The sequence below is a fragment of the Bradyrhizobium sp. CCBAU 45321 genome, assembly GCF_028128975.1.
In the GTDB taxonomy this organism is placed as follows: domain Bacteria; phylum Pseudomonadota; class Alphaproteobacteria; order Rhizobiales; family Xanthobacteraceae; genus Bradyrhizobium; species Bradyrhizobium yuanmingense.
Window position 1 is genome coordinate 1 of record NZ_LFKZ01000091.1, and the last position, 12324, is coordinate 12324.

Below are 12324 nucleotides of genomic sequence, written 5' to 3' on the forward strand. Positions count from 1 at the left end.
ACTAGCCACGAACTTCTTGGCTGCCGTCCATCTCGCCGCCATCGTTGCCTATTGGATCAATTGAGTCCGAGCCCTAGCGTTTTTCTTCATGGTGAGACGATTGCGGCGATCATTCGTCTGCCCGTCCGCATCTGGCGCGGTATTGTTCGCAAAGACGTCGATTGCCGCTGCGGGCGGACGTCCGATTCGACGCCAAATAGACTTGGCGCGAATCCCTCTGTTGGCAGCTTGCACCGAGAGCGGTACCTTGTCCAGGATATTGACGGTGTTGTGCACCTAGCAGCGCGGGTGTCGGGTGACGGCAAGCCTTCCAGAAGCCGAGCGCGCCGTCGCCGACGCAATTTCCGGGCCGATCTGCAACCCGCGATTTGCTTGATGTCGATCAGGAGCTCGCGCCTGATGTAACAGTATTGGTAGTGTCATTCATGGCGTATCGCTCTTCTCTCGAGAGGTTTTGGCAGCGTTCGACAACCGCCTCGATACGCAACCTATCTCAGGCCCGTCATCACTCACATTCCCGCATAGTCTAGCGAAGCTCGAAGGTTCGGTCATCTCGGGCATCGGCCAATAAGTCAGCCGCCTTCTTCGACATCGGGAACCGGGAGCCAGGCTCCGCGAGGCGGTTTCTTCGCGATCATATAGGCTGGTGCCGGCGCCTGGGTCACGCCGTCCTCGTTCTTGAACGCATACTTGGTCGTCCGTTAGAAAGCCGATTTCAGCGGTGATGGCCGCTGAGGGCAACAATGATGGTGGTACGCCAAAGAGTACTCAGCCAGGTGAGGATGCGGCGGAAGTTGTGGCCGACGGCGGAGAGGGTGATTGTCGGCGCCGCCGGCGCGGCCTTTGAGGTAACAGCGGCCGAGGTGACCATCGGCCTTCAGTTGTCCTATGACGGGTTCGATGGCGGAGGGGCGGCGCAGCTCGCGTTTGATGATGCCGAAGACCCCGTGCTTTTGGCCGGAGATGAAGGCGCGACGCGGGTGCACCGAAATATCAGGTGCACTGGCGTCCCTCCATCGCCGAGGCACTCCACATCCGAGGCGTTGAAAGAATGCAGCTGCAGCCGCGCTGGCGCTGCCGCTGCGCGCGAATCTGCGTGGCCCTTCCAAGCGGAAGGGTGAACGCGTTCTCGAGCGCAGACTGACCTTCGATCTTGCGGCGGATCTCGTGGATGATCCGGCCCAGCCGGCTGCGCAGGATGCGCAACTGCCGGTGATGCCGCTTGAATTGCTTGCAAGGGCCTAGCCAGAAGCCATCATTGCCGCGGTGTTGGCAATACCAAGATAGGACTGCCGGAGCTCGACCCCGGGCTTGCTCGCCAGGCGGCTGATCCCCTTGATTCCCGGGGGCAGCAGCTTGGTCGGTTGGGAAGGTGATGGCCTTCGCTGCACAGTAGTGTCGACCGTGACCCGCTTGAGGTCCTGATTGGATAAGGTGCCGTCCTCGTGCGCCACCCGCAGGCGGTTGGCCTGCAACACCGCCAGCTTCTCGGCCGCTTGCGCCAGTGGCTCAGGTCCCCAGCGCTCGTGCGGGGAGGCGTGCTGAAAGAACTCTTCGCCGGCGAATTACTGGAAACACGTTCTTCGGCCGCATCGCCACCTTCGTGCGACGACGGAATTATGGCTGGCGACGATTCGACGGAACTGAAAATGAAATTCCAAGGCTCCGATGCCCGGTGCACTAAAACCCCGCATTTGCAAACCGGTCCACAACGACAAAGTGCGATTCTAACTCGTTCGCTTAGCCGTTCTTCACTGACGAGGAAGTATTTTTCGAAAGCTGAAGGCGGTGGTATCGATACTGAGGGAAGGTTCGAGTCGGATTCCTCAGACGATGAGCCTTCATGTTACTTGGAGCGCGCTCTTAGTAGGGCTCTTCCTGGAGTAAAGTGGCTGCAACAGCAGCTGCGGGCCGGAAATGACGGACATTTCGCCGTTCCACGCGCGGGCGCAAGGGCTAGCCTAAAAGGGGCGCACGTTCGCCGCGTGCTCCTCTCGCGGGCGGGGAGCGAGCGTTCACTTTCTGGAAAGGCACTTGCGATGCCGCGATGAATACGGTCGCAGGGCATCGGAACCGGGCCTTCCGCAGCGTGACGATTAGCGAGCAGCAACCAGCCATCGAGTTTAGCGGTCCGGCAAATGGTCCAGAAAGGTCGGAGCGCGAAAGCTGTAGCTGCGCAGCCCGGCAGGAAAGGGCAGCAAGGCTCAATGCTCCTGCGAATTGTTCTGAATTATGCGTGAGTAATGGGGTGAGCTGCAAATGGGCTTGCGCGTTGTTACCGCAGACGCGATCCGCGCCGGCACTTGTACAGTTTTTGCACGTTGATTGCACAACGACAATGAAAAGCGCCTTGCAATAAACGAGCGATGAATGCAGCCAAATTCCATCTATACGATTTGCGGCTTTAACGACATTCCAAGCCGCCAAGCCATGGGATTCCATCTTATGGTCGTCGATGATAATGGCAATCACCGACCGTGGTCCATCATTGTGGTGCGCTGGGGCAAAAAGGTACTTGGCTATGTCAATCAATGCCCTCACAACAGCGTCAATTTGGACTGGGAGCGGAACCAATTCCTGGACCCATACGGTATCCGACTGATGTGCGGCAAGCACGGTTCGACCTTCGAACTCGGCACCGGCCGGTGTGTCGAAGGTCCATGTGAGGGTAGAACGCTCACGCCGATCGCGTTGGCAGTTCTGGATGGTGATATCTGTGTCCTCGGCGTGCGTCTTGTCGAAGACGATGCATCGCCAGACAACTGAAGACCGCCTCAGACCGGGCGGTTCTCGTTGCGGTTTTTCACCGGCTCCATCCTCTTTAGCCCGCCGTCGTAAGAGATCTCCTCATAGGACAGATCGAGATCCTTTGCGGCATCGAGGAGGTAATCAAGCTTGCCGCGCGGATCGAGCTTCTTGATGTCGTCCTTGTTCAGCCCGACCAGGTCCATCATCTCCTTCCAAACGGTGGATTCATCGCAGGGTAAGACGTGGAAGTTAATATCGCCGAACTTCACTCTGTACTTCGCCAGCAAATCGATGTTGTTGCAAAACATGAAGTAGCTTCCGGTTGGGCTTAAGGCGCCGTCAAGGACGGTTGCTACGTCAGCAAGATACGCGAAGGAGTGTAGGTATCCGGCCAGCACCGGAAAAGTGCGTTCTCCGTCCTGCGCGATCGTCAGAACCTGCTCGATCGAATAGTCCGGCGGTCGCTTCTCGTCGGCGACCTGAGTCTGGAACTTCAGTGCGATGTCGCCACGAAAGCCGAACCGGCCCGGCTTGGTAGTCGCGCCTTTGAGTACGGCGTTGAGCAGGCGGCCCTCCTTCTCAAATCTGCCGAGTGCGGTGTTCTCGATTGCAGTCATTAAAATCGTCCTCGATCTAAGCTCTTCACCGACCCGTTGGTCGGTGCCAGATGCGATGCAAATTGCCTGCCGCCGCAGCGTAGCAGCGCAACCTAAGAAGAAAACGTGTCATTGGCTGGCACCGCCTCATGTAAGCAATCCGACACCTGTTCCAAAGCCAACGTGCGAAGGCGCGCACCATTAAGTGTCTGCGCGCTGGCACGTGACTTGCTCTTAGCGACGTTCAAGCTGATGAGGGAAAGACGTGATCAACCTGACCGATAGCGCAGTGAATGCGATCAAGAGTGCGATATCATCGTCCACGCGCCCGTCCGGCGGTCTGCGCGTCATGATCGAAGCAGGCGGCTGCAGTGGATTCAAATACAAGATGGGTCTGGCCGAGGAACCGAAGCCTGACGACACCGTGATCGAATGCGATGGGCTGAAGGTGTTCGTCGATAGCAAGAGCTGCGATCATCTAGTCGGTACGACCATCGATTTCGTCGTGGCGCTGGAGGGCTCTGGATTTACCTTTCACAACCCGAACGCCACCGCAAACTGCTCCTGCGGGAAATCGTTCTGCTGATGAAAAACATTGTTCAGGTGATGAGAAGAAAACATCGAAGCGCGCCGGCCGAGCCAAAACAACTGAGGCAATCGTCGTCCACTACGACAAAGCGGGAGCGTCGCATTCGCGACGCGCTTGAAGATATCATGCCTCATTCTACAACTCCACGGTGGCGGCTGGCAGCTGATCGGCATCGATGGCAGCCTGTTTATGGCTAGGCTGGCCGGTGGCTGTACGTCGTGTAAGCTTTCGAGGGCGAGCGTGGGACGTACAGGCGCGGCTGTTAAAATCCGCGGATTTAGTCGGCAAATCCTCGTTGCTGGTACTGGTGAGGCAGTGGATTGAGCGAAGATCGAGCGCCGATTTACCTCGATAACAATGCAACGACACGGACTGATCCGTCCGTCGTGCAAGCGATGTTGCCGTTCTTCACTGAGAACTTCGGCAATGCCTCATCCAGGCATGCCTTTGGCAACGACGTCGCAGTTGCTGTGAGGCAGGCCCGGCGAAGCCTGAGGGACCTGTTAGGTAACGCATACGATCATGAAATCGTCTTCACCTCGGGAGGGACCGAAGCCAATAATGCCGCGATCCTCTCTGCTCTGGCGACGCAGGAAGAGCGAGACGAAATTGTAACTACTTCGGTTGAGCACTCCGCTGTACTTGCGCTGACTCAGCAATTGGCGGCAAGGGGAGTCAAGACGCACATAGTACCCGTAGATGCTTGCGGCCGGCTCGACATCGAGGCGTTTCGCTGCGCGCTTGGGCCACGCACAGCCATTGCCTCCGTTATGTGGGCCAATAACGAGACCGGAACGCTGTTTCCTGTGGAGTTTCTGGCCGGATTGACCCGTGAGGCGGGCGCGCTGTTTCACACAGATGCGGTCCAGGCAATTGGGAAGCTGCGTTTGAACCTAAAGGAAAGCGCGATCGACATGCTGTCGCTATCCGCGCACAAACTGCACGGCCCCAAGGGGGTCGGCGCGATGTATTTGCGCAAAGGGACTAAATTCCGGCCGCTAATCTGCGGCGGATCACAGGAACGAGGGCGCCGCGGCGGGACCGAGAATGTTCCCGGGATCGTCGGCCTGGGAAAGGCTGCCGGGCTTGCGGCGGAGCGGCTTGAACCCGAGCGCGTTCGCATTGGCGCTTTGCGCGACCGCCTTGAACATGGAGTTTTGCGCAATGGGGAGTGCGTTGTGCTCGGTGACGTCAACAATCGGTTGGCGAACACGGCCAATATTGCCTTCGACCACCTCGAAGGCGAAGCCATTGCCCACCATCTCGATCGGGCGGGCATAGCCGTGTCGCTCGGATCAGCCTGCAACTCCGGTTCAATGCAGCCATCGCATGTTCTGTGTGCCATGCAGGTGCCGACGTGGCGGATGCACGGCGCCGTGCGCTTTTCTCTGTCGCGTGAGACCTCGTTGGCGGAGGTCGATGAGGTCGTGTGCGCTGTGTCCGACATTGTGGCTCGCATGCGCGCCATCTCCGGCGCCACTGTTAGGGAGTAGACCTTGTGAAGATCATGATCCGCCGGTCTCCGGAGGGCCTGTCCATCTACGTGCCAAAAAAGGATCTCGAAGAGCAAATCGTGGAATCCGAGTACGAGACGCTGTGGGGCGGCTGGATCAAAGTGGCTAATGGCTGGGTGTTCGATTTGCCTGATATGGCGAGCGACACCCGGTTGCCAATCACAATCAATGCGAAAAAGCGGGACGAGACCGGGCACGATCCCTGAAGACACTCCCCGCAGATCGACTTTGTCGTTGCGGCGGCTGCATGGGGCGCTCTCGTTGGTTTGAGGGCCCCGAGTATCGTTCCATATCGTCCTGGCCACGCTGAATGGCGCAGATCCGTTCTGCCGACAACGCCAGACGCATTGGCCGGCTTCTTCGCCAGAAAATTTGCGCCGCCGCAGCGAGTTACGGGCAATGCGGTCAGGGGCGACCCCAGTATATCCAAATTAGCAAACATATCGCTGTCGCAACGGAATTGATGACGCAGACAATCGCTCGCTCAGTTGAGCCGAGGCGGTTACACTCCATCCTGCTCCCGGTCGTTGGGCGTCCAGCAGGATCCGTGGTAGCCACTACTGGCCTTGTCGAGCCCGGATCCCCCCGCGTGTATCGGGCTTGCGAGAGCCGCAACGCGGCAAACGCGTTAGATGGAGCGGCGTTCGGGGGAGCTTAGCGCGAGAATGAATGCGCAAGGCATAAAGCTCTGGGTGAGAATGGCGACGTATCTGTCGTTTTGCTAACAAGCTCATCATGGCTGTTGTTGCATGCGCCAGTGCTAACGTCGCGCCAACTCGATGGCCTGCGGCTGCGATTGCATCATTCTGGCCATGGCATGCAAGTTGCTACCCAGCTTTATGAGGCTCGCTCAAGGATGGTCCTGGGAGAGCGACGATGCCTCCAGGGAAAAGCGAATGAACGCGGTCGTCGGACGCGGAACATATGTCAAAGCTGCAGTAAATCACGGCAAGATGATGCAGCCCACCACCGATCATAAGGGCTGCTGCGCTTCGGCCAAGACCGGGCAGGCGAGCTGCGGCTCGAAGGCCGGCCAAGGCGATCTGCCAACCGAAATCTGGGAAAAGGTCAAAGACCATCCCTGCTATAGCGAAGACGCGCACCATCATTACGCTCGCATGCATGTCGCGGTCGCGCCTGCCTGCAACATCCAGTGCAATTACTGCAACCGAAAATACGACTGCGCCAATGAATCGCGTCCGGGCGTGGTGAGCGAGAAGCTCACCCCTGAGCAGGCGGTGAGAAAAGTGCTCGCGATCGCGACCACCATTCCGCAGATGACAGTGCTTGGCATCGCTGGACCGGGCGATGCTCTGGCTAATCCAGCAAAGACGTTCGAAACGTTCGAGCTGGTCTCCAAGGCGGCTCCCGACATCAAGCTTTGTCTGTCAACCAACGGACTCGCACTGCCGGACTATGTTGATACCATTGTCAGGTCCAAGATTGACCACGTCACGATCACCATCAACATGGTTGATCCCGAAATCGGAGCCCAGATTTATCCGTGGATCTTCTTCAACCACAAGCGATACACGGGCATCGAGGCGGCAAAGATACTCACTGATCGCCAGCTGCAAGGCCTCGAGATGCTTAGCGAGCGGGGTATCTTGTGCAAGATAAACTCGGTGATGATCCCCAACATCAATGATGACCACTTGGTGGAGGTCAACAAGGCGGTCACGTCGCGCGGTGCCTTCCTTCACAATATCATGCCGCTGATCTCCGCACCCGAGCATGGCACAGCATTTGGCCGCAACGGTCAGCGCGGCCCGACGGCGCAAGAATTGAAAGCGCTGCAAGATGCCTGTGAAGGGCAGATAAACATGATGCGGCATTGTCGCCAGTGCCGCGCCGACGCGGTTGGTCTACTCGGGGACGATCGAGGCCCAGAGTTTACCACTGATCAGGTGATGAAAATGGACGTCCAGTATGACTTAGAGATGCGCAAGGCTTATCAGAAAAGAGTAGAGAATGAGCGCGTCTCCAAAGCCGAGGCCTGCCAAAAGGAGCTTGAGAAGCTTTCCGGAGAGATCAGCGCGATCACTCTTCTGGTGGCTGTGGCAACCAAGGGCTCGGGGTTGATCAACGAGCACTTTGGGCATGCAAAAGAATTCCAAATGTACGAGCTTTCTACATGCGGCGCCAAATTCGTTGGCGTACGCCGCGTGGAGGTTTACTGCCAGGGCGGTTATGGCGAGGAAGATAGACTTTCCACCATCGTGCGCGGCATCCGTGACTGCCATGCGGTCTTCGTGGCCAAGATTGGCGGCGGCCCCAAAAGCAATTTGATCAAGGCGGGCATCGAGCCGGTCGATCAATTCGCCTATGAGTTCATTGAGAAGTCGGCGATCGCTTGGTTCAGATCCTATCTCGACAAGGTGAGGCGCGGGGAAGTCCAGCATGGGGAGCGCGGCGACGCCGCGGTTCCGCTTCGGATCTCTGCGGCATAAGGAGGAATGTGTGCCGTTCAAAATCATCGCCTCGCAGTGCACGGGCTGCTCTGCCTGCGAACCCTTATGCCCGAACGTTGCTATATCGGAGAAGGAGGGGAGCTTTGTCATTGAGGCGACGAAATGCACCGAATGCGTCGGCCATTTTGACGAGCCGCAATGTGTAGCCGCCTGTCCGGTCGACAATACCTGCGTGGTTGACACGTCCTTGCCCCGCTATCAAGCGCCAGGCTAAAGCGTGAGATCTCATGAACGGCATGCCAGGACCTAGTGCTGAATCCGTCGCAAGCGTCGCCCTCGGGCTGGCGGCGTTGCAGGCGCGGGCGTTCGTACCCTACGGCGACTGCTCTGCATTGTCCTGCGGTCGTGCTGTTGGGTCGGCAGCACGGCCTGGCGGCATCTCGGAGCTCCGAGGGCGCTTCGTGGTACGAGAGCGGCCTCCAAGGCAGCCCTCCCATCGTCGATGTGATTGACGATACGGCGGGTGGGCACGAAATGATGCAGAGTGTTGCCCGCGTGAGCTAGGCGGCTTCTCGGCATCTCTAGAGGGAGCGGCGCATGAGGAGGGGATAGATGAACAGCATTCTTCGCGACAGCGATATCGTCGAGCTCAGCGGCCCGCCCGTCTTTAGCTTTGGCCAAAAGCTTCGAGCCAATCGCACCATCCGAAATGATGGCACCTATCCCGGCAAGGAGATTGGCGACCTCTTAGTTAAGAAGGGGGAGGTGGGTTACGTCGTCTCGATCGGCACTTTCTTGCAGCAATTCTACATCTACGGTGTGGAATTTCTGGACAGCGGCCACCGCGTTGGCATGAAACGCAAGGAGCTAGAGCCGGTGGAGACCTGTGAGGAGATCGATGATCTGCCGTTACCGGAGGAGTCATGACTCAGCAAGGCGTTCCGAAATATCGACGGGGCCAGCGAGTCAAAGCCGCAGTCGACCTCACCAACGACAGCTCATTTCCGAACGCGGAGCCCGAGGGAGTTTTGCTCGCCGCCGGAGCGACCGGCGAAATCATCAAGGTCGCTATCCACACCGAAGCGAACGTGCCGGTCTATATTGTCGATTTTGGTGAGGAGCTGCTCATCGGCTGTCTTGAAGAAGAAATAACAGTGCTTTGAAGGAGGCTTTCGCCATGAATGCCGCGCTGATGAGGAAAGCAAAGGCGGGGTTGCTGCCTCACCCAAACGAGCTCGATCGCAAACGAATTGAGCGGGGCTTGAGCGCGCGCAAGCGCTATCTTTACGTCTCGCCGAAAGTGGGGCCGGTGAGGGGCGGCTACCTCGTCGAGAGCCCTTGTTGCTCGCACAACATCGACACGGATGGCGCTCTCATCGATGTCGCCCTAATTCTTTATGATACCGTGAGCGGGATCTGGAAGCTATTTCGGAAGAATCATGCCCAGGGAGTCTGGGAATTTTACAGCCTTTACCTCCGCTTGCCTTCTGCAATCGACGACTTGAACGCGGATCCTGAGCGTCTGTTTTGGCAATAAGGGACCACCCTTTAATTGAAAAGAAGCCACGATGGCGCTCACCGCGAAAGAATTGATCGAAATCGAACGACCGCTTGCTGCGGATGGCGCCGACATGGGTCCGTTTGTTAGGCTGCGGCGCCGTTTGCCGCAGCTTTCTTGGGACCGCTGTCATGCGTCAGAGTTATCGGATCAGCCGTTCCGAGTCGATCTTCATATGCTCGATCGATCGGATCGCTGCGTGCAGATTACGCCCGACCCAACTCGACCGACTAGCGTCCTTTTGGCCAAAAGGAACGGTGTGCGGGCACTGAAATAGCAGAGTTTTAGCTGGATGGAGCGCACACCTATCATCGCAAGAGATGAGCAAGCGGACCTAGGAGACGTGCTTTGTACATCGTGATCCACAAAAAAAGCAGGAGCGCGCTGGATGCCACCGGCGACATGTACTGGTCCAGGAAAGGGAAAAGAAATGTTCCAGGCGAGCGCGGAAGAAGGCCTGCTCAATCATAAAAAGTCTCGGCGTCCAAGGCTCGGCTTGAGGCCTGCGCCGAGTGCCCGAAGCCAAGCACGTTATAACCGAGATCGTCGGTCTCTTCGGCCCGTGATCGATAATGTTACCAAAATAGGAAACGTATGAACTCGCAATAAATCGTCATCCACGTCCGCTTCGCCCCGAACGGGAGGGTGATACAAATCAGCGAGCGTCCGGCCAAGCTCACGCCAGACCAGTGGTTTGATGTCCTCAACACCCGTGCCAGCTCGGCTTATCGGCCGCTCACTCGTGGCCGCGGGATTTTTCGGCTGAGCCGGACTGCGGTTGATATCTTCAAGCAGGAAACTGCGAGGCCGAGATGAGCGAACAAAACCTGGCGGGATTTGATGAGTGAATAGGTCCGAGGGTTTTGCCGTCTTTCCGGCCGATGCCATTGAACTGAACGAGGCCATGGGCTCTTAGCCTGTCGGGGACCGCTGATAGAAGCGAGAAGCGAACGACATTGCCCCTGCTTCGGGAATAATTGCGAGGCGCGCAGTCCAAAGCGAAGGATCGTTGCAGCAGCGAACGTTGCGCATCTGGTGTGCAACTTACCTTAAAGAATTTGGATCGTGAATAAGCGATGAGTGGATAAACAGGTCGAGATGACAGGAGAAGAGGTTGGAATTGATCAGGAGGCGGCTTCGGACGCGTAGGTATCTATTGCTCATCTTTGGCGACGACAACCACTATGACGCCCGCTCATTGCGCCTGTTTCGCAAGCGCGGGTGGGAATCATGGGACGTTCAATAGTAAGAGACTGTTGGGCATGATGTGCTCGCACCTCATCCCTTCAGCACTATCAGAGGATAGGCGGATGAACTCAGAAAGAGAAATGGAGCTCCCTCAGGTTTATCGGCATCATGTCTTTGCCTGCAACACGCAGCGTCCGCCATACCATCCCCACGGCAGTTGCGGCGCCTCAGGCGCGCAAGCCCTGTGGGACCGAATGGGCAAGGCGATCGAAGCGCAAGGCCTCAACGATATTGGTTTCACGATGGCGGGCTGCCTTGGATTTTGTAACTCTGGTCCCTTGCTGGTCGTCTATCCCGGCGGAATCTGGTACCGCGTGACCACGCCTGAGGACGTTGACCAGATCGTCAAATCCCACCTCAAGCAGGGCAAACGTGTCGACCGCCTTGTGATGTGCTCAAGCGAAGTTAGAGGCGTCGTGGCGACCACTTGACCGGACCAGCAAGCATGGACGGCGTGCTCGTCCATGAGCTGCCCGGCCTCTCGGAGCTCGGATCGTCTGAGGGTGACCGTCCAACTCGAGCTCCGGGTCGCTAACAGTGGGTCATTGACATGGGCGCGGCGCACCGCCTCTTGTGAGGCAAATAGGCAAATAGGCAAAGTGGCTCCTTTGCAACGCGCGGCGAAGCAGAAATATGATTATAACGCGCCGATCTGTTCGTGTATCGTCACTTACGTGCCGCGCGATCCGTGGCTCACAGCGATAGAAATGCTGCGAATGATTTCCTGCCTCTGGCCAGCTGACTCGTCGATGAGGCGTCAGCCGGCTCCCCACTGCAGACGGTGAGGGCAGGAGATGCGCTTGATGCGCTCGCAGCGTCCGAGTTGATCAAACGGTGTCTCCTTGACCCTGTTCTGCCTCAGAACCTGTAAGCGACGCCGCCGCTGACGAGCCATGGATCGATATTGGCGCGCCCGGTGACAGCAATCGCATTGTTTACGGTCGCGAAGTACTCCGGCCGCAGCCACAGCTTCTTCACGTCAAAATTGAGCCCCCAGTGACGGTCTAGCATGTAATCGAAGCCGAACTGGACCGCCGCGCCGAATTGGTTTTTGATGTGTAGATCCGTGACGGCAAGGCCGAATAGCGACGCATTGGCTGCCGATTGGTTGAAGAATGCAGTGTAGTTGATGCCCGCGCCGATATACGGCTTCAGTGGGCCGAAATCGGTGAAGTGATATTGCAGGGTTAGTGTTGGCGGCAACAGCCAGGCGGTGCCGATATCGAGGCCAGTGAGTACGCCATTGCCGCTGATGTGATGGCGAGTCGCGCCGAGAATGAGTTCAGCGGCTACGTTTTTTTGTGAAGAAGTAGGTGATATCGAGCTCTGGTATGGCTCGCTCGCTGAGCGAAAGCCCTGAACTCGGTGACGACAGCGATGGCGTTCCGGCAACGTTTACCGAGCTACCTGCGGTATCCGGCAAAACGCCGAGCACGCGCAGGCGGATCATCCAGGGGCTGGAGGGCTCTATTGGAGGCGCTTTATAGTAGACCGGCGCCGGGCCCAGATCCGCACCTCGTACCGAATTGCTGGCGAACGAGCTCGCAAGCGCGAGGACCGATGCCCTCGCCAGAACTGTTAGTACTCTCATCGAAGTCTCCATTCCAAAATTCGCGCGAGCAGCCGCGCGAGATCTGATAACGTACAGAGTCTTTCGCAA

At 57.7% G+C, this 12324-nt stretch carries 11 protein-coding genes and 2 pseudogenes; 10 read left to right on the forward strand and 3 right to left on the reverse strand.

The features are described from left to right. Window positions 1-715 precede the first annotated feature (715 nt). Window positions 716-1565 (reverse strand): annotated as a pseudogene (locus tag ACM43_RS10480) (hypothetical protein); the annotation flags it as partial. Between the two features lie 805 nt (window positions 1566-2370). On the opposite strand from ACM43_RS10480, the gene ACM43_RS10485 reads away from it, so the two are divergent. Continuing rightward, complete coding sequence (locus tag ACM43_RS10485; protein WP_036031949.1) at window positions 2371-2766, forward strand: Rieske (2Fe-2S) protein; 396 nt, start codon at window positions 2371-2373, stop codon at window positions 2764-2766. A gap of 8 nt (window positions 2767-2774) precedes the next feature. Here ACM43_RS10485 and ACM43_RS10490 read toward each other — a convergent pair whose 3' ends face one another. Further along, window positions 2775-3365 carry a hypothetical protein gene (locus ACM43_RS10490; protein ID WP_036031952.1) on the reverse strand — a complete coding sequence of 197 codons (591 nt, stop codon included), beginning with the start codon at window positions 3363-3365 and terminating at the stop codon, window positions 2775-2777. A gap of 244 nt (window positions 3366-3609) precedes the next feature. Between ACM43_RS10490 and ACM43_RS10495 the strand changes: the two genes are divergently transcribed. The 9 genes from ACM43_RS10495 to ACM43_RS10540 all read left to right on the forward strand — a co-directional run bounded on the left by ACM43_RS10495 (window position 3610) and on the right by ACM43_RS10540 (window position 11095). Continuing rightward, entirely contained in the window at window positions 3610-3930 is a 321-nt protein-coding gene (locus ACM43_RS10495; protein ID WP_036031955.1) for a HesB/IscA family protein, read from the forward strand. Window positions 3931-4253: 323 nt separating this feature from the next. Next, window positions 4254-5426: a cysteine desulfurase NifS gene (gene nifS / locus ACM43_RS10500; protein ID WP_271539937.1), complete on the forward strand. Its 1173-nt coding sequence runs from the start codon at window positions 4254-4256 to the stop codon at window positions 5424-5426. Between the two features lie 5 nt (window positions 5427-5431). Further along, window positions 5432-5653, forward strand: a complete 222-nt coding sequence (gene nifT, locus ACM43_RS10505) for a putative nitrogen fixation protein NifT (protein WP_036031961.1) — start codon at window positions 5432-5434, stop codon at window positions 5651-5653. A gap of 690 nt (window positions 5654-6343) precedes the next feature. Further along, on the forward strand, window positions 6344-7897 hold the full coding sequence (nifB, locus tag ACM43_RS10510) for a nitrogenase cofactor biosynthesis protein NifB (protein ID WP_074448573.1): 1554 nt from the start codon (window positions 6344-6346) through the stop codon (window positions 7895-7897). A 10-nt stretch (window positions 7898-7907) separates the two neighbouring features. Then, window positions 7908-8132 carry a 4Fe-4S binding protein gene (locus ACM43_RS10515; RefSeq protein ID WP_036031964.1) on the forward strand — a complete coding sequence of 75 codons (225 nt, stop codon included), beginning with the start codon at window positions 7908-7910 and terminating at the stop codon, window positions 8130-8132. Window positions 8133-8470: 338 nt separating this feature from the next. After that, the gene (locus tag ACM43_RS10520; RefSeq protein ID WP_036031967.1) at window positions 8471-8785 is read left to right on the forward strand and encodes a nitrogen fixation protein NifZ; all 315 of its coding nucleotides are present in this window, start codon (window positions 8471-8473) and stop codon (window positions 8783-8785) included. After that, window positions 8782-9021 carry a nitrogen fixation protein NifZ gene (locus tag ACM43_RS10525; RefSeq protein WP_124163608.1) on the forward strand — a complete coding sequence of 80 codons (240 nt, stop codon included), beginning with the start codon at window positions 8782-8784 and terminating at the stop codon, window positions 9019-9021. The genes ACM43_RS10520 and ACM43_RS10525 overlap by 4 nt, the downstream gene beginning before the upstream one ends. Window positions 9022-9035: 14 nt before the next feature. Continuing rightward, on the forward strand, window positions 9036-9395 hold the full coding sequence (locus tag ACM43_RS10530) for a DUF3024 domain-containing protein (RefSeq protein WP_050996303.1): 360 nt from the start codon (window positions 9036-9038) through the stop codon (window positions 9393-9395). Between the two features lie 1331 nt (window positions 9396-10726). After that, the gene (locus ACM43_RS10540) at window positions 10727-11095 is read left to right on the forward strand and encodes a (2Fe-2S) ferredoxin domain-containing protein (RefSeq protein WP_271539941.1); all 369 of its coding nucleotides are present in this window, start codon (window positions 10727-10729) and stop codon (window positions 11093-11095) included. A 427-nt stretch (window positions 11096-11522) separates the two neighbouring features. Here ACM43_RS10540 and ACM43_RS10545 read toward each other — a convergent pair. Continuing rightward, window positions 11523-12267 (reverse strand): annotated as a pseudogene (locus tag ACM43_RS10545) (OmpW/AlkL family protein). Window positions 12268-12324: the final 57 nt, after the last annotated feature.